Below are 22,886 nucleotides of genomic sequence, written 5' to 3'. Positions count from 1 at the left end.
CCTACACCCAGACAACGTCGGGAGAACCGCTTCCGCGGGATTGGCAGCCCGTCTGCGCGGAAACGACACCACTGAGGAATCTGAACATGAATAAAGCAACCGTTGCGGCTAAACGCTGGTGGTACATCATGCCCATCGTGTTTATCACCTACAGTCTGGCTTATCTCGACCGCGCCAACTTCAGCTTCGCCTCGGCCGCCGGCATCAACGACGACCTCGGCATTACCAAAGGCATGTCCTCGCTGCTGGGCGCGCTGTTTTTCCTGGGTTACTTCTTTTTCCAAATTCCCGGCGCTATCTACGCCGAGCGCCGCAGCGTTAAAAAGCTGATCTTCTGGTGCCTGATCCTGTGGGGCGGCTGCGCCTCCCTGACCGGCGTGGTCAGCAATATCCCGATGCTGGCGGCCATCCGCTTTGTGCTTGGCGTGGTGGAAGCGGCGGTGATGCCGGCGATGCTGATCTATATCAGCAACTGGTTTACCAAATCCGAACGTTCACGCGCCAACACCTTCCTGATCCTCGGCAACCCGGTGACCGTCCTGTGGATGTCGGTGGTGTCCGGCTACCTGATTCACGCCTTCGGCTGGCGTGAAATGTTTATCATCGAGGGCATTCCGGCGGTAATCTGGGCCTTCTGCTGGTGGGCGCTGGTGAAAGACAAACCGTCTCAGGTCGGCTGGCTGAACGCAGAAGAAAAACAGGCGCTGCAGGCGCAGCTGGAAGCCGAGCAGCAGGGCATCAAGGCGGTGCGCAACTACGGCGAGGCGTTCCGTTCGCGCAACGTGATCCTGCTGTGCGTCCAGTATTTTGCCTGGAGCATCGGCGTGTACGGTTTCGTGCTGTGGCTGCCGTCGATTCTGCGCAGCGGCATGAATATGGGCATGGTAGAGGCCGGCTGGCTGTCCGCGGTGCCATATCTGGCGGCGACCATCGCCATGATCGTGGTCTCCTGGGCCTCTGATAAGATGCAAAACCGCAAACTGTTCGTCTGGCCGCTGCTGCTGGTCGGCGCGCTGGCGTTCTTCGGCTCTTATGCGGTAGGTGCCGATCATTTCTGGGTGTCTTACGGTCTGCTGGTGGTGGCCGGCGCGGCCATGTACGCCCCTTACGGCCCGTTCTTCGCCATCATTCCGGAAATGCTGCCGAAAAACGTGGCCGGCGGCGCCATGGCGCTGATCAACAGCATGGGCGCTCTGGGATCGTTCTTCGGTTCCTGGTTCGTCGGCTACCTGAACGGCGCCACCGGCACGCCGGCGGCCTCCTATATGTTTATGGCCGTCGCGCTGGTGGTGGCGGTGGTGGTGACACTGGTGGTCAAGCCCCCGCGTAACGACGCGCAGCCGCAACTGGCGTAATTAGCTACACTTTCTGTTTTCAAAACGAGTCCGTCCCGCGGGCCAAAGCACAGCGCTTTGGCCCGCGGGGCCAACTGGAGTTCAAGATGAAGCCTTCGATCGTACTGTACAAAAAACTCCCCGCCGCCCTGCGTGAACGCCTGGAACAACATTTCACCGTACATGCCTTCAACGGCCTGAATCCTGACAATGCCGATGAATTCAAACGGGCGCTGCAACAGGCCGAGGGGATCATCGGTTCCGGCGGCAAGGTTGATGAAGCCTTTCTGCAGCAGGCGCCGAAACTGCGTGCGGCATCTACCGTCTCCGTCGGCTATGACAACTTCGACGTCGAGGCGCTTAACGCCCGTAATATCGTGCTGATGCACACGCCGACGGTGCTGACGGAAACCGTGGCCGATACCATCATGAGCCTGGTGCTGGCGACGGCGCGCCGCGTGGTGGAAGTGGCCGAGCGGGTGAAGGCCGGCGAGTGGCAGGGCAGCATCGGCCCGGACTGGTTCGGCGTCGACGTGCACCATAAAACGCTGGGCGTTCTCGGCATGGGCCGCATCGGCCTGGCGCTGGCCCAGCGCGCCCACTTCGGCTTCGGCATGCCGATTCTGTACAACGCGCGTCGCCCGCATCAGGAAGCGGAGCAGCGCTTTGGCGCGCGTCACTGCGACCTGGATACCCTGCTGGCCGAGTCGGACTTTGTCTGTATTACCCTGCCGCTGACCGAGCAGACCTTCCACCTGATCGGTCGCGAGCAGCTGGCGAAGATGAAGCAAAGCGGCATTCTGATCAACGCCGGCCGCGGGCCGGTGGTCGACGAGCAGGCGCTGATTGAGGCGCTGCAAAACGGCACTATCCACGCCGCCGGGCTGGACGTGTTCGAAAAAGAGCCGCTGCCGGTCTCCTCGCCGCTGCTGAAAATGCCGAACGTGGTCGCCCTGCCGCATATTGGCTCCGCCACCCATGAAACCCGCTACGGCATGGCCGAGTGCGCGGTGGATAACCTGATCGCCGCGCTGACCGGCACGGTGACGGAAAACTGCGTTAACCCACAGGTGCTGAAATAGCGCTCTGTACCGGGCGGGATCACCCGCCCTTACCCATCAGAACAAAACCCCAACATTATGCATATAATTAAAATTTAACGCTGATGCGGGTTTTATCCTGCGCATTGCGCCAGCAATTATCTGGCGGTATGGTGGGCGACTCCCTGCAAAAACCAATATGCTGCACCTATGACTTTTTCACTTTTCGGCGACAAATTTACCCGTTACTCGGGCATCACCCGCTTAATGGACGACCTGAACCAAGGCCTGCGCACCCCGGGCGCCATCATGCTCGGCGGCGGTAATCCGGCGCAAATTCCAGAGATGGAGCACTACTTCAAACAGCTGTGTCAGGAGATGCTCGACCAGGGCAAACTGACCGAAGCGCTGTGCAACTATGACGGCCCGCAAGGGAAGAATACGCTGCTTAAAGCGCTGGCCACCCTGCTGAGTGAAGAGCTGGGCTGGCAGATCGAACCACAGAACATTGCACTGACAAACGGCAGTCAGAGCGCGTTTTTCTACTTATTCAATCTGTTCGCCGGCCGCTGCGCCGACGGCAACCGGCGTCGCGTGCTGTTCCCGCTGGCGCCGGAGTATATCGGCTACGCCGACGCCGGCCTGGACGAAGGGCTGTTTGTCTCCGCCAAGCCGAATATCGAGCTGCTGCCGGAAGGCCAGTTCAAGTATCACGTCGATTTCGACAACCTGACTATCGGCGACGATATCGGCATGATCTGCGTGTCGCGCCCCACCAACCCGACCGGTAACGTCATCACCGATGACGAGCTGATCCAGCTTGACGCGCTGGCACAGCAGCACGATGTTCCGCTGGTGATCGATAACGCCTACGGCGTGCCGTTCCCGGGCATTATCTTCAGCGACGCCACGCCGCTGTGGAACCCGAACATCATCCTGTGCATGAGCCTGTCTAAACTGGGCCTGCCGGGGTCGCGCTGCGGCATCGTGATTGCCGATGAGAAAACCATCACCGCGCTGACCAATATGAACGGTATTATCAGCCTGTCACCGGGCAGCATCGGCCCGGCAATCGCGGCGGAAATGATTGAACGCGGCGACCTGCTGCGCCTGTCAAACGAAGTGATTAAGCCGTTCTACCAGCAACGGGTGACGCAGACCATCGCCACCATCCGCCGTTATCTGCCGGAAGAGCGCTGCCTGATCCATAAACCGGAAGGCGCGATTTTCCTCTGGCTGTGGTTTAAAGACCTGCCGATCAGCACCGAGCTGCTGTACCAGCGCCTGAAGCAGCGCGGCGTACTGATGGTGCCGGGGCACTACTTCTTCCCGGGGCTGGAGCACGAGTGGCCGCATACCCATCAGTGCATGCGCATGAACTACGTGCCGGAGCCGGATAAAATCGAACGCGGCATCGCCATTCTGGCGGAGGAAGTGGAGCGGGCGCACCGCGAAGCGCAGTAACGCCGCCGGCCATAAACGCAACGGGGGAAGTCCGTCAGGACTTCCCCCGTTTTTTTACCGCGTCAGCGGCCGGTTATTTTTCTTCCAGCCCCGGCGTGCTGCCGATGGCGATGCGCTGCGGCTGCAACGCTTCCGGCACCTGCCGCACCAAATCAATGTGCAGCAGGCCGTTCTCAAACTGGGCCTCGGCCACGTGCAGATGTTCAGCCAGCGTAAAGCTCAGGCTGAACTCTTTGCAGACCAGCCCCTGATGCAGGTACTCCACCGGTTTCTCCGCCGGCGTCGGTTTACCGCGCACCGTCAGGCGCGGGCCTTTCACCTCGATATCCAGCTCGCTTTGCCTGAATCCGGCCAGCGCCAGGGAAATGCGATAATGGTTATCATCACTTTTTTCAATATTGTAGGGAGGGAATCCCTGAGGTTCCTGTCCGCCCATTGAACTGGCTAATTTATCAAAACCGATCCATTGGCGAAGCAGCGGGGATAAGTCGTAGTTACGCATAATAGTTACTCCTTCTATGAAGCGAGAGACACTTATAACGCCCCCTTTCGGCGGGCATCAGATATTTCCTCTGAAAATAATTAATCAGCGGAAATAATAACAATCATTTAATTTCGATACGGCGCGGTTTTAACGTTTCCGGCACGATGCGTTGCATATCGATATACAACAAACCATGTTCCAGTTTGGCGCCTTTAATATGGATATGTTCGGCAAGCTGGAATTTACGCTCGAAGTTTCTTTCAGCAATCCCCTGATACAGATAGGTTTTTTCTGTCGCCTCGCCGCTGTGTGCGCCGCGCACCGTCAGCAGATTATCGTGCGAGGTGATCTCAAGTTCTTGCTCGGTAAAGCCGGCAACCGCAATGGCAATGCGATAATGATTCTCGTCAACCAGCTCAACATTGTAGGGAGGATAACCATTTCCCTGACTCTGCCCGGCTTCCAGCGCGTTAAATAAACGGTCAAAACCAATTGCGGAACGGTAGAGCGGGGACAAATCGAAACTGCGCATAACATAGCCTCCTAAGGCACTTTAGCGAGGTTTAAAAAACAGGTCTTCCATCATGGACAGACGCAACGACCGGAATTCCCTGACGGCGAATTCTTAATTTGGCCTTGTAGATTAAATGGGGTTTGCTTTTTCCCTTTCAAGCGCCCAAGATAAAAAATTGCCAATGAAGGCAGCGAAAGTTTTTTTATCACATACAATAAAGAGTGAGATAACCGCCACAGAGCGGCGTTTTGCTCCTTTAAAAGCATCTGCCGGATGTGATAAATCAGCAATTCAGGGGAACAGCACCCTTCAGGATGGAAATGATGATGAAAAGATTGATGGCGACCAGTTGCCTGCTGTTGGCGACCAGCGGTTGCTCCAGCGTAATGAGCCACAGCGGCCCCGATATGGGCTACTATCCTGGCACGCGCGCCAGTATGAACATGTTGAAAGACAATGAGACCGGCTGGGCAATGAAGCCGCTGGTGGCGCTGGATCTGCCTTTCTCTGCGGTAATGGATACCGTGTTGCTGCCTTACGACTACCTGCGTGCCGACAGCGACAAAACTGCCGACTCGCCAAGAGAGCGCATTCTGCGCAGCGAGCAGCAGAATCTGGCCTCTACCGGCAACCCGGGACAAGGCCCCGTCACACACTGACGTGATACGGGTCGCACGCCGGCCCGCCCTCTTTGCTAGACCTCGACGATAAATATCTGGCTAAAGCCCGCCACGTCCCGCATAAACGCCACCCGTTTGCCATCGGGAGAAAACACCACCGCATCGCCGCTGGGCGGCTGCTCGCTACGCGGCGTCAGGCGACGCAGCGCGCCGGTCGCCATATTGCACAACATCACGCTGTTATCACAGACCAGCGCAACATGCCCGCCCTGCGGGTGCCAGCTAAACGCCGACTGCACCGCATGTTTGCCCTGCGTCACCTGCCGCGGCGCCCCGCCGTTGGGAGAAACCGTCCACAGCTGCGCCACGCCGTTATCATCTTTCATCAAAAAAGCGATCTGACTGCCGTCCGGCGCGCTGCGCAGCCAGTGGCGCGGCGCTGTCGCCACGCCGGGGTTGCGCCGTTCGCCGGTAAAGGTCAGCCGCCGCTGTCGCACGCCGCGCGGCGGTGCCGGCAGGCGACCTTCGCTGCCCTGCAGCGGCTCATCGCCGGCCTTTGCATAGTCGGCGTCGTTTTCCGGCAGATCGACGATAAACACTTCCGGCAGTTTTTCACCGTTTTCCGCCAGCGTGTCGCCGATAAACGCCAGCGCCCAGCGCTGCCGGCTGCCGTCCGGCTTCAGGTAGCCGTGATTACCGACCCACCCCTCTTCATACGCCCGGTTAATCTCATCGCTTCCCGGACGCGGCTGCGGCGTGGTGCGGCTGACCAGCACGCAGAAGTGGCTGCCGTCATATTCGCGCGGATGCTGTTTCGGCGGATTAACGCCGCGCAGCGGCAGCGCGACGCCGACGTTGCGCAGGTCCAGCGCCGGATCGCGCTCATGCATCACGTGATCGTTATAAGTAAAACTGAGCCGGCTGCCGTCGGGGCTGAACACATGAACATGGCTGCCGCCGCGCAGCGCGCCCGGCGTGTAGGGGGCGGTGATATCCAACGCGTCGAGCGTCACCGCCAGTTCGCGGTCCGGCTCGCTGACTATCACGCCGCGACGGTGATGAAAATCATAATGCCAGTGGCTGTCCGGGTGCTCCGGCCCGTGGATAAACGCATAGCGCGCCGGCGCGTCCGGGCTGACGGTCACCACGCCGACGTGCGCGCCATGCTCGGCGCGGTACACCACCTGCACTTCGCCGCTGGCTACGTTGACCCGCTCGATGGTCAGCCCGGTAAACGATGCGCCGCTCGGGCGCACGTCATACGCCAGCCACTGGCTGCACGGCGTCCAGACGTTGATATTGGTTAACTGATGGCCCCGTTGATCGAACGTAAGCTGTGTGTCCCGTTGACTCATGGCGGCTCCCCTGCGCATGCTGGCATTGAGCCGCCAGTTTAGCGGATTAACCTACCCGTTTCACATCGCCCACCAGCAACAAATAGGACAATGCGCCAATCAGCGCCACGGCGGAAATATAAATCAGCGACGGGGCGAAGCCGTAGTCCTGTGCCAGATAGCCGACTACCAGCGGTACGGTAATTCCGCCTAATCCGCCAACAAAGTTAAACAAACCGCCGGTCAGGCCAATCAGGCGCACCGGCGCTAACGATGACACTAGCGACCAGGTTATCGAGGCAAAACCATTACCAAAGAACGCCAGCGCCATCAGCACCATAATCCAGAACGGATCGTCGGTGTAGTTCGCGCCCATGATGCAGGTAGAGAGCAGCAGCCCACAGATGATCGGCGTTTTACGTGCAAAACCTATCGACTTCCCGCTACGCAGCAAGCGATCGGCGACAAATCCTGACAGTAGTACGCCGAAAAATGCCGCCAAAAATGGTACGGTGGTCATAAAGCCGGCGGTCAGCGCAGCAATGTGTTTTTCTTGCGTCAGGTAGTTAGGGAACCAGGTGAGGAAAAACCACAGGGTCGAGGTAATGGCAAACTGGCCGATGTATACCCCCAACAGCTTGCGGTGGAACACCAACTTCCAGTCCGCCGCTGTCAGGGCGACACGCGCCTTTTTCTCATCGGGAACATCGCCGTCCACCATGCCGCCGCCGGCCTGGATATACGCCAGCTCCGCTTCATTCACGCCTTTGCTTTTCCGCGGCGACTGATACGCGAAGTGCCAAATCAGCGCCCAGACGATGCCGACGCCTCCGGTGATAATAAACACCCAGTGCCAGCTCAGCAGCTCCTGCACCCAAATCAACAGCGGCGTTAAAAACGCCAGACCGACAAACTGGCCGGAAGTATAAAAACCGACGGCCGATGCACGTTCCTGTTCCGGGAACCAACTGGTCACAATACGGTTGTTCGTCGGAAATGCCGGCGCTTCAAACAGCCCGGTGACCGCCCGTAAGCCGATCAACGCGCTTAACCCGTTGGCGAACCCCTGCAGCAATGTCGCAATCGACCAGCCCATAATGGCGATAAAGTAGGTCAGTTTGGAACCTAAGCGATCGAGGAACCAGCCGCCGGGGATTTGGCACAGCGTGTACGTCCAGGCAAAGGCAGAAAAGATATAGCCCATCTGCGCCTTGTTGATGCCAAACTCCTGCTGAATATGCGCCGACGCCACCGCTAAATTGGCGCGATCGACATAACAAATCACCACGGTGACAAATATCATTAATAATGTCAGGTAGCGACGCTTGGTTTTTGGTGTTGCGGTTAATGTCATTTCCATTATCGTATTCCGTTATTTTTCGGATTTTAATAATGGCGAAATACGTGTGTAGGGTACGATTTCGCCGGATAAATACTAGTAACGAGAGGAAATACTGGTTTCTTTTTTAGCAACGGATGACATGTTTTTCCGGCCAATTTTCAAACCGATGGCACCACCAATAATTAATGCCAGAGCGACAATAATCAGCGCACTGTTATAGCTATCGGTCACATCTTTTATTCTTCCCATTACCGGAGGGAAAATCAGGCCGGCAATATTCGCTACGGCATTAATCAACGCAATAGAGGCGGCGCCGGCAGCACCCACGACGGTTTCGGTAGTCACCGCCCAGAAAATAGGCGTAATGGCCCAGTTAAGGCCAACGGTCAATACCAGCAACACGTACGCCAGCAGCAGATTCTGGCTGTAGATCGCCAGCAACAGCAGCGCACCAGCGACCATCAGTGGCAAACCGAGATGCCAGGCGCGCTCCTTGGTCAGATCGGAATGGCGGCCATTCACATACATAAAAATACAGGCGAACAGAAACGGGACGGCGGACAGCACACTGACCATAAAATTGCTCTGCTGCGCCGCCACACCTTTCACGATCAGCGGGAGAAACAGGGTTATGCCAATGGTGCCGAACGCCTGCAGCAGCCATAACAGGCTCAGCACCCAGACGCGCCGGGTTTTCAACGCTGTGCGCCAGTCATGATGATGACCGATCGCCGTCTGCGCATTTTCACTGGCCAGTTGCTCACTCAGCCAGCTACGCTGTGCCGTAGTTAGCCAACGCGCTTTTTCCGGCGCATCATCCAGATAGAAATACACCACGATCCCCAGCATAAACGCCGGGATGCCTTCCAACAGGAATAACCAACGCCAGCCTTCAATACCGAAAAAACCGTGCAGATTGAGAATAGAGCCGGAAAGGGGCAAACCGATCACCGAAGCCAGCGCCGCGCCGATATAAAACAGGGACATAGCGCGTGCACGCTCGCTGCGCGGATACCAACAGGAGAGATAATAAATAATGCCGGGAGTAAAGCCGGCTTCGGCGACGCCCAGCAGGAAACGCATGATGTACAGCTGCATCGGCGTTTGCACCAGGCTCATGCCGGCCGCGATAACGCCCCAGGTGACCATAATCCGCGCAATCCAGAGTTTTGCGCCAACACGGGTCAGGATAACATTGCTCGGAACTTCAAATATAATATAGGAAATATAAAATATACCGGCGGCAATACCGTACATTTCGGCCGTCATGGCCAAATCGGCATTCATCTGTAACGCCGCCACCGAAATATTAGATCGATCGATATAAGCAATTAAATACAGAACCATAATAAAAGGAATGATCCTGACATTCATTTTATTGATGGTTGAGGAGTACAGATCGTTATTCATCACTTACCCCCGAGCTATCTATTTGCAGGTGTGCACCCGGCCAGGAAACCCCCTCAGCCGGGCGCTGTTTAATATATATACTTTCCTATTAGGTTTGATTATTTTGACTAACGCACGCTTACCATTCAGCAACGGCACCATCGGCATGGCGCCAGATCGGATTGCGCCAGTCGGCAGCCTGTTTGCTGCGTTCAACCACCAGCTCTTCGTTCACCTCAACCCCTAACCCTGGTTTACACGGCGGATAGAAATGGCCGTCGTCCATGGCGAAATCATCCTTGTTAAGCACGTAATCCAACAGTTCCGCCCCCTGGTTATAGTGAATCCCCATACTCTGTTCCTGGAACACCGCGTTGCGCGCCACAAAGTCAACGTGCAGGCAAGAAGCCAGCGCGATCGGCCCCAGCGGACAGTGCGGCGCTAACGATACGTCGTAAGATTCCGCCATCGCCGCAATCTTAAAACATTCGGTGATGCCGCCCGCATGTGAAAGATCCGGCTGCACGATCGCTAGGCCGCCATCAGCCAGGACGCGTTTAAAATCAAAGCGTGAATACATACGCTCCCCCGCGGCGATAGGAATATGGGTTTGCGCCGCCAGACGCGGGTAATATTCGGCCTGCTCCGCCAATACCGGCTCTTCAATAAACAGCGGACGGTAAGGCTCCAGCTCTTTAATTAAGACCTTCGCCATAGGCGCAGCGACACGGCCGTGAAAATCGAGGCCAAACTCAATCTTGTTGCCAAACGCTTCGCGAATCTGTGCCACCACCGCCACCGCGGCATCGATTTTGCGCGAGCTATCAATGATGCCCATCTCTTCGCAGCCGTTCAGCTTGAAAGTGTCGAAGCCAATCTGCGTCAGTTTTTCTATGCCGGCGATCACCTCTGCCGGCCGATCGCCACCGACCCAGCTATACGCTTTGATTTTATCACGCACCAACCCCCCTAACAGCTGGTACACCGGCACCCCCAGCGCTTTGCCTTTGATATCCCACAATGCCTGGTCGATGCCGGCGATCGCGCTCATCAGCACCGGCCCGCCGCGATAAAAACCCCCGCGATACAGCGTTTGCCAAATATCATTGATGCGTGCCGGATCCTGCCCAACCACGTATTCGGACAGCTCATGCACTGCGGCTTCAACGCTGCGCGCCCGTCCTTCAATTACCGGCTCGCCCCAGCCGATAATGCCTTCATCGGTTTCTACTTTCAGGAACATCCAGCGCGGTGGCAGCCGATAGGTGGTCAGTTTGGTGATTTTCATGATGTGGCTTCCTTATAGGCTTGGACAAAAGCAGCGGCCCGCTGCGCGGTACGTTCCGGCGGCTGACCGGCGCGATATAAATCGCTGCCTAATCCTGCGCCAACACAACCTGCGGCCAAATACTGGTGCACGTTTTCCGGCGTGATGCCGCCAACGGCGAAGACCGGCACCTGCGGCGGCAATACGGCCTTCAGCGCTTTGATATAAGACGGGCCGAACGACATGGACGGAAAAATTTTCAACGCTTGCGCACCGGCGTCCAGCGCGTTGAATGCTTCGGTCGCCGTCGCACAGCCGGCGCACACCGTCATGCCCAGCGCAACCGCACGGCTGATAACCGCCGGTTGCGTATTGGGCGTCACCACCAGCCGGCTGCCCAGTGTCGCCAGGCGTTCTACCTGCTGCGTCTGCAATACCGTGCCGGCGCCAATCAACGCGCGATCGCCAAAACGCTGCGCCGCATCACCGATGCTCTCCTCCCACTCCGGCGAGTTCAGCGGGATTTCTATCGCATCAAAACCCGCTGCCAGCAGCGCCTCTATATGTTCACCTGCCTCCGGCCGCGTGATGCCGCGCAGAATAGCGATCAACGGCAATTTAGTATTCCAACTCATTGACTATGCTCCTGATGCCTAATTGAAAAACGTCATCGCCATCCAATACGCTGTGAGCCATGCCAGCCATGCTCAGCGCCCGGGCATAACGCGCCGTCAGTTTTGGGTTGCCGATTACCGTTAACGCATCCTGCGCCGGTAACGCAAATTCCTGCTGCATCTGCGCCACTTCATTGCCGATCAGCAGGCCGGACAGCCAGTCGCTGACCGCGCTCTTTTCCAACTTGCCAAGCAAATGGGCAGCGCGGGTTTCAAACAGCCGACGGACGATATGCCGTTCGCTCAGCCCTATCGCCAACCCGCGTTCAAACGCCCGTTCATCACTCAGCTGTTCGCCCAGGCCGGCGCCAACCAGTGAATGGGCCAGCAGTAAATGGTGCAGTTCGCCGGTCATCACGGTGCGAAAATCCACCAGCGCATCCCCGTCCATCCGCACCCATTTGCTGTGAGTACCCGGCATGACGTACAGCGGCGACGGCCGCGCGGCATAGGCGCCGACCAGCTGTGTTTCCTCGCCGCGCATCACATTACAGTTATCTTCGTTAGCAACGCATATCCCCGGGATAATCCAGGCGTGATACGGCGCGGCTTGCTCTATCGTGGTCAACTGGGCGGCGATGCCGGTCAGGCGGGTCGGACAAGACAAATACGGCGCCTGAATCCAGCCGGCATTGCTGCCAATCATCCCCGCCATCACCACCGGCAGCGGCTCCGCCCAACGGGCCATCAGCTCGCCAAATACCTGCTGCGGCAAACGCTCACCGAGGCGGGTGACTCCGGCTTCGGACTGCACGCTGTCGACGCATACGCCCCGTTCATAACGCCAGGCGCGCAAGTTGGTGGAACCCCAGTCAATCGCGATAAAGCTGTCACTCATAGCATGTCCTTTAACCTTTTTGTCGAACTGGCGATCATCGTCAGCGCAGCGCGCTCTGCCGCATCCGCATCCTGATGACGTATCGCGTCATACAGATCCTGATGCTCACGCAGCGTGCGCGGCATATTGTCCTCATCCGGCATATAAGTACGCTCAAACACTGCGCGCTGCAGTGAACTTATCGCCACACTGAGCTGTTGCAATACCGGGTTATGCACCGACGCCAACACCGCTTCGTGGTAGCGAATATCCGCCTCATTAAACAACTCGCGCTGCTGGTGATGGGCGAGCATGTCGTTCAATGCCGCCTCTATCACCGCCAACTCGCTGGACGTGGCACGCTCCGCCGCCCAGCGGGCGATGGTCGGCTCCACCAGGTTGCGTACCTCGCTCATTGCCGCAATCAGGCGCGGATCATAATCCTGCTCCAGCGCCCAGTTCAGGACATCGGTATCCAGGTAGTTCCACTGATTACGCAGGGTGACGAAGGCACCGCGGTATCGCTTCATCTCCACCAGCCGTTTGGCCATTAACGCCCGTAACACTTCGCGGATGATATTGCGCGAAGTAGCAAACTCTTCACACAGCTCCGCTTCTGACGGCAGCGCTGCACCAGGAACATACTTACCGCCGACGATCTGCCGGCCAATCTCAATAATGATGCGGTCAGTTTTACCGATCTGCTGCTTCATGGTTTCCCCACTGTGTTCACCTGCTGGACAGGCTTTAACTTTACTCCGCCAGCGTTGGTAATACCTGTGATTGCAGCACAATCTTTATTGACTCACCGTTACCCACCCCATGATTGTAGTACCATCAACAAATTTCGTACTACAATCTGGGTCACAAAACAAACACGATAATCACCTGATATCAATTTTGTTTTACAAATTGGAATAAAAAGTACAATGTAGACTTTTAAGTCTATTCGGAATGCCTCCGCCCATGTTGAACCGCTATCACGCCATCGCCGATGCCATCGCCCTGCTGTTTACCCCCTATGCCGAAGTAGCGATCCACGATCTGGCCAGTCAGAAGCTGGTGTATATCGCCAATAACCGTTCGCAGCGTGAACTGGGCGAAGATTCCAACCTGAACGACCTGCAGGACAACCTGGATCTGCAGGTGCTCGGCCCCTATCAGAAGCACAACTGGGACGGCGGCCAAATGCGCTCTATCAGCGCAGTGCTGCGTGACGACAACCAGCGCCCGATCGGCCTGATGTGCATCAATCTGGATATTACGGTGCTCAGCAGCGCCAAAGCGGCGCTGGAGACTTTCCTGTCCGGCAGCACGCTCCAGCCACAGCCCGCCGTGCTGTTCCAGGACGACTGGCAGGAACGCATCAATACCTTTATTCACCAGTGGCTGCAGCAGCATCAGCAAACGCTGTCGACGCTGGGCGGCCCCGCCAGACGGGCGCTGGTGGAAGCGCTGTATCACCAGGGTGCCTTCCGGGGAAAAAATGCCGCCGGCTATGTCGCGAAAATCCTCGGTATCGGCCGCGCCACGGTTTACAACTACCTGAAAAATATTAAGGAGTCGGTATGACAGATTTATTCGCCGCCATTGAGGACGCGCACCGGCAGTTGCGGCCACAGGTACGCGTCACGCCGCTGGAGCACAGCATCCTGCTTTCACAGCAATTAGGCTGTGAACTGTGGCTAAAGTGCGACCATTTGCAGCAAACCGGCTCCTTCAAGTTTCGCGGCGCCAGCAACAAGCTGCGCCTGCTGAGCGACGCCCAGCGCCGCAACGGCGTGATCGCCGCCTCCAGCGGCAACCACGGCCTGGCCATTGCGCAGGCGGGTAAACTGATGGGTATCGGCGTGACGGTTTATGCGCCGGAGAACGCCGCCTCGGTCAAACTGGACGCCATCCGCGCGCTCGGCGCCGATGTGACGCTGGTGCCCGGCGATGCACTGCAGGCGGAAATCGCCGGAGAGCGCGCCGCCGCCGAACAGGGCAAGGTGTATATTTCCCCGTATAACGATGAACAGGTGATCGCCGGTCAGGGCACCTGCGGCATGGAGCTGGTCGAACAGCTTAGCGATCTGGATGCGGTATTCGTGGCGGTCGGCGGCGGCGGGTATATTGCAGGCATCGGCAGCGTACTGCAGCATTTGTCGCCGAAAACCCGGCTGATTGGCTGCTGGCCGGAGAACGCCACCAGCATGTACAGCGCGCTGGAGGCCGGCCATATCCACCCGGTCGAGGAGCAGGAGACCCTGTCTGACGGCACCGCCGGCGGCGTCGAACCTGATGCTATCACCTTCCCGCTGTGCCAGCGCCTGATCGATCGGCGCGTGCTGGTCAGCGAAGCGGAAATCCGCCGGGCAATGCGCGCCCTGGCCGCCAGCGAGCGCTGGATTATCGAAGGTGCGGCCGGCGTGGCGCTGGCCGCCGCCATAAAGCTGGCGCCGGAACTGCAGGGGAAAAAGGTCGCGGTAGTGCTGTGCGGCAAAAATATCGTGCTGGAGAAATACCTGAAGGCCATCGACCATGCGCATCCTTGACCGGCAGCAAATCCTGGCCGCTTTCGATGCCGATGCCGTCACGGCGCTGCTGAAGCAGGGCTTTATCGCCTATTCACAGCGCCGGGTTCAGCAACCGCCGGTACAGCACTTCCTGTTTGAACAGGCGGCCGGTGATGGCTGTATCAAATCGGCCTGGTTGGAGGGGGATGAGTTATTCGTCGTCAAAGTGTCCACCGGCTTCTACCGCAACGCTGAACGCGGGTTGCCCAGCAACCAGGGGCTGATGATGGCATTTTCCGCCCTGACCGGTGAACCGCAGGCGCTGCTGCTGGATGAGGGGTGGCTGACGGCGTTGCGCACCGCGCTGGCCGGACGCATCGCCGCCGAACTCTGCGCACCGCCGGATATTCAGGCGATCGGCATCCTCGGCACCGGTTTGCAGGCAAGGCTGCAGCTGCAATATCTGAAGCCGGTTACCGACTGCCGCGACCTATGGGTATGGGGCCGGAATCAGCAGGCGCTGGAGGCTTATCGCCACGATGCCGAAGCCGAGGGCTTCCGGGTGCGCACTACGCAGGATGCGGCAGAGCTGGCGGCACACAGCCGGCTGATCGTCACCACCACGCCAAGCCGTGAGCCAATTTTGCAGGCGGCGGATATCCGCCCCGGCACCCATATCACCGCGGTCGGCGCCGACGCGGACGGCAAACAGGAGCTGGCGACCGCGCTGACGGCCAAGGCAGATATTCTGTTGGTTGATGCGCTGGCGCAGTGTGCGGAGTATGGCGAAATAGCGGCGGCTTACCGGCAAAATATGCTGACATCGACGCCGATCGTCGAATTTGGCGCCGCGTTGGCGCAGGGTGGAAAAGTCCGCAGCGGCCGAGAGCAGATCACGGTAGCCGATCTCACCGGGCTGGCGATTCAGGACCTGCAAATTGCGAAAGGGGTGTTAGCCGCCGTGTAAAGGGCGCCGCGGCGCCCCTGGTTGGTCAGGCATTGAGTACAAACTTCTCGATCGCCCGCGCCACGCCGTCCTCGGCGTTGCTGCTGGTGACAAACTGCGCCACCGCTTTCAGTTCGTCAATCGCATTGCCCATCGCCACGCCGACGCCGGCATACTCGATCATCGCGGTATCGTTGGCCTGATCGCCCAATGTCATCACGTTTGCCTGCGCGATGCCCAGATGTTCGGCCAGCATTTTCACCCCGGCGCCTTTATCCACCTGCTTATGCAGAATCTCCAGATAGTACGGCGAGCTTTTCAGCAGCGTATAGCGCGCCTGCGCTTCGGCGGGAATGCGCGCAATCGCCGCGTCGAGCAGCGCCGGCTCATCGATCATCATCACTTTCGGGAAACGCATCTGGCGATCCATCTCTTCCACGCTGCGGTATTTCAGCGGGATACCGGTCAGAGAAGCCTCATGCACGGTATATTTGCCGATGTCTTTATTCGGGGTGTACAACGTGTCGAAATCAAACGCGTGGAAGTGGACGCCCAGCTCGCGCGCCAGCTGTTCGAAGTATAGATAGTCCTCAAAACCCAGCGTTTCCTGCAGGACGCAGGCGCCGTCGACCGCCTGCAGCACCAGCGCACCATTATAGGTAATGCAGTAATCGTTAGCTCCCTGAATATCCAGCTGACGCAAATAGTCCTGCACGCCAACGTAAGGCCGCCCGGTCGCCAGCACCACGTGCACTCCCTGGCGGCGCGCGGCCTCGATCGCCTGCTTTACCGCCGGCGTAATCTGGTGCTGCGGATTGAGCAGCGTGCCGTCCATATCAATTGCAATCAGTTCAATAGCCATGCGCAGTCTCCCACTGTTTTTTGTCATGCTAACGCGTTTCAGCCTGGCTTGTCAGCGTGAAAAAAGCCGAAAAAAAATCCGCGCAGGTTGCCCGGCGCGGATTTTATCGTGCTGTCGACGCTTAGATATCGATGTTCGCCGCTTTCAGGGCGTTCTCTTCGATAAAGGCGCGACGAGGTTCAACCGCATCCCCCATCAGGGTGGTGAACAACTGGTCCGCCGCGATCGCATCTTTGACGCTGACGCGCAGCATGCGGCGGTTTTCCGGATCCATGGTGGTTTCCCACAGCTGCTCGGCGTTCATCTCGCCCAGACCTTTATAGCGCTGAACCGCCAGGCCGCGGCGTGACTCTTTCACCAGCCACTCCAGCGCTTTTTCGAAGCTGTCGACCGGCTGACGACGCTCGCCGCGTTCGATAAACGCGCCCTCTTCGATCAGGCCGCGCAGCTTCTCGCCCAGCTGGCAAATCTTGCGGTATTCGCCGCCGTGGATGAAGTCGAAGTCCAGCAGATAGTCGGTATCCACGCCGTGGGTACGGATGCGCAGCGCCGGCTCGAACAGCTGACGTTCGCGGTTTTCATAGATTTCAAAGCTGTAGCTGCTGCCGTGCTGCTCTTTTTCGTTCAGCAGGTTAGCCAGCGCTTCGATCCAGCCTTGCACTTTCGCACGGTCGCCAAGGTCCTCTTCCGCCAGCGTCGGCTGGTAGATCAGGTTGTTCAGCAGCGCGCGCGGGTAGCGGCGCTCCATACGCGCAATCAGCTTCTGCACGCTGTTGTGCTCGGACACCAGTTTTTCCAGTGCTTCGCCCGACAGCGCCGGCGCATCAGGGTTAGTGTGCAGGGTGGCGCCGTCCAGCGCGATGGCGATTTGGTACTGGTCCATCGCGTCATCATCTTTGATGTACTGCTCCTGCTTGCCTTTCTTCACTTTGTACAGCGGCGGCTGGGCAATGAACACGTGGCCGCGCTCAATGATTTCCGGCATCTGACGGTAGAAGAAGGTCAACAGCAGCGTACGGATGTGCGAGCCGTCGACGTCGGCATCGGTCATGATGATGATGCTGTGGTAACGCAGCTTGTCCGGGTTGTACTCGTCGCGGCCGATGCCGCAGCCCAGTGCGGTGATCAGGGTGGCCACTTCCTGCGAAGAGAGCATCTTGTCGAAACGCGCTTTCTCCACGTTGAGGATTTTACCTTTCAGCGGCAAAATCGCCTGGTTCTTGCGGTTACGCCCCTGCTTGGCAGAGCCGCCCGCGGAGTCCCCTTCCACCAGGTACAGTTCGGACAGCGCCGGGTCGCGTTCCTGGCAGTCCGCCAGCTTGCCCGGCAGGCCTGCCAGATCCAGCGCCCCTTTACGACGCGTCATCTCACGCGCCTTGCGCGCCGCTTCACGTGCGCGCGCCGCGTCGATGATTTTACCTACGACGATCTTCGCATCGGACGGGTTTTCCAGCAGGTATTCGCTCAGCAGTTCGTTCATCTGCTGTTCCACCGCCGATTTCACCTCGGAGGAGACCAGTTTGTCTTTGGTCTGGGAGGAGAACTTCGGATCCGGCACCTTCACGGAAACCACGGCGATCAGGCCTTCACGCGCATCGTCGCCGGTGGCGCTGACCTTCGCCTTCTTGCTGTAGCCTTCTTTGTCCATATAGGCGTTCAGCGTACGGGTCATCGCCGCACGGAAGCCCGCCAGGTGGGTGCCGCCGTCGCGCTGCGGAATGTTGTTGGTGAAGCAGTAGATGTTTTCCTGGAAACCATCGTTCCACTGCAGCGCCACTTCCACCCCGATATCGTCTTTCACGGTGGAGAAATAGAACACGTTCGGGTGGATCGGGGTTTTGTTCTTGTTCAGGTACTCGACAAACGCCTTGATGCCGCCTTCATAGTGGAAGTGGTCTTCTTTGTCGCTGCGCTTGTCTTTCAGACGGATGGAAACGCCGGAGTTCAGGAACGACAGTTCGCGCAGGCGTTTCGCCAGGATGTCGTACTCGAACTCCACCACGTTGGTGAAGGTCTGATGGCTCGGCCAGAAGCGCACCATGGTGCCGGTCTGCTCGGTCTCGCCGACCACGGTCAGCGGCGCCTGCGGCTCGCCGTGGCTGTAGGTTTGCTCGTGCACCTGGCCATCGCGGCGGATAGTCAGCTCCAGCTTCTCGGACAGGGCGTTAACCACCGAGACGCCCACGCCGTGCAGGCCGCCGGAAACCTTGTAAGAGTTATCGTCGAACTTACCGCCGGCGTGCAGTACGGTCATGATGACCTGCGCGGCGGAAACGCCTTCCTCCGGGTGGATCCCGGTCGGAATGCCACGGCCGTCATCCTGCACCGACACGGAGTTGTCGGCATGGATGGTGACCTGAATATCACTACAGTGGCCAGCGAGTGCTTCGTCGATAGCGTTGTCCACAACCTCGAATACCATGTGGTGCAGACCGGTGCCGTCATCGGTATCGCCGATATACATGCCCGGGCGCTTACGCACCGCATCCAGCCCTTTTAATACCTTGATACTTGAGGAGTCATAAGAATTCGACATCAACGTTTCTCGCTCATTTTAGTCCTGTGGTTGAACCTCTATTTTACCTTGTTCCACGCGGAACATCTTGCCCTTTTCACCGGCCATGTCGATTACTTGTTCAGCGCTCACCGCGCTGACAAAAACCTGGGCCTGGGTGGCTTTCAGGCGATCGGCCAGCAAACGGCGACGGCCGGTGTCCAGCTCGGAGGCAAAATCATCAATCAGATACAGGCAACGCCGCCCGCTCTGCCGGGTGAGAAACTCACCCTGCGCCAAGCGCAACGCGCACATCAGCAGTTTCAGCTGACCGCGCGATAGTAAATCCTCTACCGGCGTACCGTCGGCGCGAATGCGGAAATCCGCCTTATGCGGCCCCGACGCGGTATAGGTCAATGCTCTGTCGCGTTCAAACTGACGCTCCAGCAGTTCGCCATAGCTGCTTTCTTTGTCCCAACCGCGTTGAAACGAAAAACTGAGGGCGAACTCGGGCAGAAACTGCGCGCAGGTCGCGGTGATATCCGCGGCGATTGCGTCGCTGTAAGCCGCCCGCCATTCGCTGATGCGCTCGGCCAGCGGGATCAGTTCCTGATCCCAGGCGCGAATCTGCGCATAGCGGCTCACCTGGCGCAGCGCGGCATTGCGCTGCTTCAGCAACCGCTTCAGGTTGCTCCAGGCGGTGAAAAAACCGGGTTCGTTATGGAAACAGCCCCAGTCAAGGAAAGCGCGTCGGTATTTCGGCCCGCCGTTCAGCAGGGTAAAACCTTCCGGCGTGATCAGCTGCATCGGCAACAGCTGGGCTAGTTCCGCCACTTTGTGGCCGTCGCTGCCGTCGATGCGCACTTTGCTGTCGCCCTGGCGGCTTTTGCTCAGCCCGACCGACAGTTCACGCTCCGCGCCGTTGTCTATGCGGCCGTGCAGCACAAACTCCGATTGCTCGTGGCGGATAACCCGTCCGGCCTGCAGGCTGCGAAACGCACGCCCGTGGCCAAGGGTGTATACCGCCTCCAGCACGCTGGTTTTGCCGCTGCCGTTGGCGCCAACCAGGAAATTAAACCCCGGCGCCGGCGCCAGATCCGCCGCTTCAATATTGCGGAAATCTTTAATCAGTAAACGCGTTAATGCCATGCCTATTCTATCACCGGGAAATGACGCTCAATGTGAGGGCGTTATCGGCGCAGGCAGTTTACGTGCGGACAGCGCGCAGCAACCGGAGCGTACGTCGAGTACGTGAGGATTGCGAGCACTGCCCAAACGTAAAATGGCAAGCAAGATAGCCCGGATGTCGATCACAACCGCATTGGCATGACAACGTAGGCCGCCGCCTGGCTCGCCGCGTCTTCAATCTGCACGCTGGATACCGAGTCGGTCAGCAGCAGGCGCACCTCTTCGCACTTGAGCGCGTTCAGTACGTCCAGCACGTAGCTGACGTTGAAGCCGATCTCCATCTCGGTGCCTTCATACGCCACGTCGAGGATCTCTTCCGCTTCTTCCTGTTCCGGGTTATTGGCGGTGATCTTCAGCTGGTTATGGCTGACATACAGCCGCACGCCGCGGAACTTCTCGTTCGACAAGATGGCCGCCCGGGCGAACGCCTGCTTCAGCAGATCGCAGCCGGCCTCCAGCGTTTTATCCGGATTCTTCGGCAATACGCGGCGATAATCCGGGAAACGGCCGTCAACCAGCTTGGAAGTGAAGATAAAGTCGCCGACGTGGGCGCGGATATTGTTGCTGCCGATCTGCAGCTGCAGCGGCGTATCGCCGCCGTCCAGCAGGCGCACCAGCTCCATCACCCCTTTACGCGGCACGATCACCGAATGCAGCGGCAGCTGCTGCTCGATAGGCATCGCGCAGACCGCCAGCCGGTGGCCGTCGGTCGCCACGGTGCGCAGCTCCGCGCCCTCGGTTTCAAACAGCATGCCGTTCAGGTAATAGCGCACGTCCTGGTGAGCCATGGAGAACTGGGTCGCTTCGATCAGCCGCTTGAGCGTCGCCTGCGGCAGGGTGAACTCCACCTCGCTTTGCCAGTCGTCCAGGTTAGGGAAATCCGCCGCCGGCAGGGTGGACAGCGAGAAGCGGCTGCGCCCGGAGCGCACCAGCATCCGCTCCCCTTCCAGGGTCACGGCGATCTCGGCGCCTTCCGGCAGACCACGGCAGATATCAAAGAATTTGCGCGCGGGGACGGTAGTCGCGCCCGCCTCATGGGGTTGGGACAGGGCGACGCGCGCCACCATCTCCATCTCCAGATCGGTACCGGTCAGCAACAGGGAACCTTCCGTCACCTGCAGCAGCAGGTTACCCAGAATCGGCAGCGTTGGGCGGCCGCCCAGCGGGCTGCTCACCTGTTGCAACGGTTTTAGCAGATGCTCACGTTCGACGATAAATTTCATAGCGCTACGAAGATAATGTTCTGATTAAGTTGGAGAAATCTTCTTTGATGTCGTGACTTTCCTCACGCAACTGCTCAATCTTCCGGCAGGCGTGCAACACCGTGGTATGGTCGCGGCCACCAAACGCATCGCCGATTTCTGGCAGGCTGTGGTTGGTGAGCTCTTTCGCCAGCGCCATCGCCATTTGGCGCGGACGGGCGACGGAGCGCGAACGCCGTTTAGACAGCAGATCCGCGACTTTAATCTTATAGTATTCCGCCACCGTCTTTTGAATGTTGTCGATGGTGACCAGTTTTTCCTGCAGCGCCAGCAGATCGCGCAGCGCTTCACGCACGAAATCGATGGTAATGGCGCGGCCGGTAAAGTTGGCGTTAGCGATCACGCGGTTCAGCGCGCCTTCCAGCTCACGCACGTTGGAACGCAGGCGCTTGGCGATGAAAAACGCCACTTCGCCCGGCAGGCGAATGTCGTTCTCGTCGGCCTTTTTCATCAGGATCGCGACGCGCGTTTCCAGCTCCGGCGGTTCGATCGCCACCGTCAGACCCCAGCCGAAGCGGGACTTCAGGCGGTCTTCCACGCCGTTGATCTCTTTCGGATAGCGGTCCGACGTCAGGATAATCTGTTGATTGCCTTCCAGCAGCGCATTAAAGGTATGGAAGAACTCTTCCTGCGAACGCTCTTTATTGGCAAAAAATTGAATATCATCGATCAGCAGCGCGTCAACCGAGCGGTAGTAACGCTTAAACTCTTCGATCGCGTTGTTCTGCAGGGCTTTGACCATGTCCTGCACAAAACGCTCCGAGTGCATATAGACCACTTTGGCATTGGCCTTGCGCGCCATAATGCCATTGCCCACCGCGTGCAGCAGGTGAGTTTTACCCAGACCGGTGCCGCCGTACAGGAACAGCGGGTTATAGGCGCCGCCCGGGTTGTCCGCCACCTGACGCGCCGCCGCGCGCGCCAGCTGGTTCGACTTACCTTCAACGAAGTTATCAAACGTGTGCTTGGGATTGACGTTAGAGCGGTAGGACAGCTCCGGCTGCGGGGCCGCGTTGTCCCAGCTCGGCCGTGAAGGCGCAGCCGTACGCGCCACCGGCGCCGCAGGGGCGCTGCGGCTTTCGGCCACCGCTTCGCTGACGGTTTGGCTGATGGGCTTGCTGCCGACTTCAAAACGCAGCAAAGGGGCGTCCGTACCGCAGAAATCGTTCAGCAGTCCGTTGATATTGTTTAAGTATTTATCTCGTACCCAGTCCAGCACGAAACGATTGGGCGCATACAGCGCCAAGGTGTTGTCACTCAGTTCCGCCTGCAAGGGGCGTATCCACATACTAAATTCTGTGGCAGGTAACTCATCCTGCAATCGGGCAAGACACTGCTGCCAAAGCGAAAGTGACAC

General features: G+C 58.5%; 21 protein-coding genes. 7 read left to right on the top strand and 14 right to left on the bottom strand.

Features of this window, described 5'->3' with window-relative positions:
• Nucleotides 1–86: 86 nt before the first annotated feature.
• The 3 genes from TAN611_RS00105 to TAN611_RS00095 all read left to right on the top strand — a co-directional run bounded on the left by TAN611_RS00105 (nucleotide 87) and on the right by TAN611_RS00095 (nucleotide 3,838).
• On the top strand, nucleotides 87–1,355 hold the full coding sequence (locus TAN611_RS00105) for an MFS transporter (protein ID WP_105229218.1): 1,269 nt from the start codon (nucleotides 87–89) through the stop codon (nucleotides 1,353–1,355).
• A gap of 86 nt (nucleotides 1,356–1,441) precedes the next feature.
• Nucleotides 1,442–2,416 carry a glyoxylate/hydroxypyruvate reductase GhrB gene (ghrB, locus tag TAN611_RS00100; protein WP_111736165.1) on the top strand — a complete coding sequence of 325 codons (975 nt, stop codon included), beginning with the start codon at nucleotides 1,442–1,444 and terminating at the stop codon, nucleotides 2,414–2,416.
• Nucleotides 2,417–2,584: 168 nt separating this feature from the next.
• Nucleotides 2,585–3,838 carry a valine--pyruvate transaminase gene (locus TAN611_RS00095; protein ID WP_105229216.1) on the top strand — a complete coding sequence of 418 codons (1,254 nt, stop codon included), beginning with the start codon at nucleotides 2,585–2,587 and terminating at the stop codon, nucleotides 3,836–3,838.
• Nucleotides 3,839–3,911: 73 nt separating this feature from the next.
• Here the strand turns inward: TAN611_RS00095 and ibpB are convergent, their stop codons facing one another.
• Both ibpB and ibpA read right to left on the bottom strand, forming a co-directional pair.
• A complete protein-coding gene (gene ibpB, locus TAN611_RS00090; protein WP_203067068.1) occupies nucleotides 3,912–4,340 on the bottom strand; it encodes a small heat shock chaperone IbpB in 429 nt (142 codons plus the stop codon).
• A 103-nt stretch (nucleotides 4,341–4,443) separates the two neighbouring features.
• Nucleotides 4,444–4,854, bottom strand: a complete 411-nt coding sequence (gene ibpA, locus TAN611_RS00085; protein WP_105229214.1) for a small heat shock chaperone IbpA — start codon at nucleotides 4,852–4,854, stop codon at nucleotides 4,444–4,446.
• Nucleotides 4,855–5,156: 302 nt separating this feature from the next.
• Here ibpA and TAN611_RS00080 point away from each other — a divergent pair, with 302 nt between their 5' ends.
• A complete protein-coding gene (locus TAN611_RS00080) occupies nucleotides 5,157–5,495 on the top strand; it encodes a YceK/YidQ family lipoprotein (protein ID WP_105233170.1) in 339 nt (112 codons plus the stop codon).
• 35 nt (nucleotides 5,496–5,530) lie between these two features.
• Here the strand turns inward: TAN611_RS00080 and TAN611_RS00075 are convergent, their stop codons facing one another.
• The 7 genes from TAN611_RS00075 to dgoR form a co-directional block, all read right to left on the bottom strand.
• The gene (locus tag TAN611_RS00075; protein ID WP_105229213.1) at nucleotides 5,531–6,811 is read right to left on the bottom strand and encodes a DUF3748 domain-containing protein; all 1,281 of its coding nucleotides are present in this window, start codon (nucleotides 6,809–6,811) and stop codon (nucleotides 5,531–5,533) included.
• 46 nt (nucleotides 6,812–6,857) lie between these two features.
• Nucleotides 6,858–8,150: an MFS transporter gene (locus TAN611_RS00070; protein WP_105229212.1), complete on the bottom strand. Its 1,293-nt coding sequence runs from the start codon at nucleotides 8,148–8,150 to the stop codon at nucleotides 6,858–6,860.
• A 75-nt stretch (nucleotides 8,151–8,225) separates the two neighbouring features.
• On the bottom strand, nucleotides 8,226–9,542 hold the full coding sequence (locus tag TAN611_RS00065; protein WP_105229211.1) for an MFS transporter: 1,317 nt from the start codon (nucleotides 9,540–9,542) through the stop codon (nucleotides 8,226–8,228).
• 118 nt (nucleotides 9,543–9,660) lie between these two features.
• Nucleotides 9,661–10,809 (bottom strand): galactonate dehydratase, encoded by a 1,149-nt coding sequence (gene dgoD, locus TAN611_RS00060; protein WP_160029312.1) that lies wholly within the window; start codon nucleotides 10,807–10,809, stop codon nucleotides 9,661–9,663.
• Nucleotides 10,806–11,423 (bottom strand): 2-dehydro-3-deoxy-6-phosphogalactonate aldolase, encoded by a 618-nt coding sequence (locus TAN611_RS00055; RefSeq protein WP_105229209.1) that lies wholly within the window; start codon nucleotides 11,421–11,423, stop codon nucleotides 10,806–10,808. The genes dgoD and TAN611_RS00055 overlap by 4 nt, the downstream gene beginning before the upstream one ends.
• Entirely contained in the window at nucleotides 11,407–12,300 is an 894-nt protein-coding gene (locus TAN611_RS00050) for a 2-dehydro-3-deoxygalactonokinase (protein ID WP_105229208.1), read from the bottom strand. Before TAN611_RS00050 ends, TAN611_RS00055 begins: the two co-directional genes overlap by 17 nt.
• Complete coding sequence (gene dgoR / locus TAN611_RS00045; protein ID WP_160029318.1) at nucleotides 12,297–12,992, bottom strand: D-galactonate utilization transcriptional regulator DgoR; 696 nt, start codon at nucleotides 12,990–12,992, stop codon at nucleotides 12,297–12,299. The genes TAN611_RS00050 and dgoR overlap by 4 nt, the downstream gene beginning before the upstream one ends.
• Nucleotides 12,993–13,245: 253 nt before the next feature.
• Between dgoR and TAN611_RS00040 the strand changes: the two genes are divergently transcribed.
• Genes TAN611_RS00040 through TAN611_RS00030 form a run of 3 tightly spaced genes read left to right on the top strand, consistent with a single transcriptional unit; the run spans nucleotide 13,246 to nucleotide 15,744 of the window.
• Nucleotides 13,246–13,851: a transcriptional regulator gene (locus tag TAN611_RS00040; protein ID WP_105229206.1), complete on the top strand. Its 606-nt coding sequence runs from the start codon at nucleotides 13,246–13,248 to the stop codon at nucleotides 13,849–13,851.
• Complete coding sequence (locus tag TAN611_RS00035) at nucleotides 13,848–14,816, top strand: threonine/serine dehydratase (protein WP_111736161.1); 969 nt, start codon at nucleotides 13,848–13,850, stop codon at nucleotides 14,814–14,816. Before TAN611_RS00040 ends, TAN611_RS00035 begins: the two co-directional genes overlap by 4 nt.
• The gene (locus tag TAN611_RS00030; protein WP_203067067.1) at nucleotides 14,803–15,744 is read left to right on the top strand and encodes an ornithine cyclodeaminase family protein; all 942 of its coding nucleotides are present in this window, start codon (nucleotides 14,803–14,805) and stop codon (nucleotides 15,742–15,744) included. The genes TAN611_RS00035 and TAN611_RS00030 overlap by 14 nt, the downstream gene beginning before the upstream one ends.
• A 25-nt stretch (nucleotides 15,745–15,769) precedes the next feature.
• Here the strand turns inward: TAN611_RS00030 and yidA are convergent, their stop codons facing one another.
• The 5 genes from yidA to dnaA form a co-directional block, all read right to left on the bottom strand.
• Nucleotides 15,770–16,585 (bottom strand): sugar-phosphatase, encoded by an 816-nt coding sequence (gene yidA / locus TAN611_RS00025; protein ID WP_105229203.1) that lies wholly within the window; start codon nucleotides 16,583–16,585, stop codon nucleotides 15,770–15,772.
• Nucleotides 16,586–16,706: 121 nt separating this feature from the next.
• A complete protein-coding gene (gene gyrB / locus TAN611_RS00020; protein ID WP_105229202.1) occupies nucleotides 16,707–19,121 on the bottom strand; it encodes a DNA topoisomerase (ATP-hydrolyzing) subunit B in 2,415 nt (804 codons plus the stop codon).
• A gap of 18 nt (nucleotides 19,122–19,139) precedes the next feature.
• Nucleotides 19,140–20,228: a DNA replication/repair protein RecF gene (gene recF, locus TAN611_RS00015; RefSeq protein WP_105229201.1), complete on the bottom strand. Its 1,089-nt coding sequence runs from the start codon at nucleotides 20,226–20,228 to the stop codon at nucleotides 19,140–19,142.
• A gap of 161 nt (nucleotides 20,229–20,389) precedes the next feature.
• Nucleotides 20,390–21,490, bottom strand: a complete 1,101-nt coding sequence (dnaN, locus tag TAN611_RS00010) for a DNA polymerase III subunit beta (protein WP_015344002.1) — start codon at nucleotides 21,488–21,490, stop codon at nucleotides 20,390–20,392.
• Between the two features lie 4 nt (nucleotides 21,491–21,494).
• Nucleotides 21,495–22,886, bottom strand: coding sequence for a chromosomal replication initiator protein DnaA (gene dnaA / locus TAN611_RS00005; protein WP_105229200.1), 1,392 nt, complete (start codon nucleotides 22,884–22,886; stop codon nucleotides 21,495–21,497).

Origin of the sequence: Serratia sp. Tan611 (assembly GCF_905188235.1) — a bacterium.
Lineage (GTDB): Bacteria > Pseudomonadota > Gammaproteobacteria > Enterobacterales > Enterobacteriaceae > Serratia_B > Serratia_B rhizosphaerae.
Note: the sequence above shows the minus strand (reverse complement) of the source record. Positions and strands in the feature narration are given on the sequence as shown.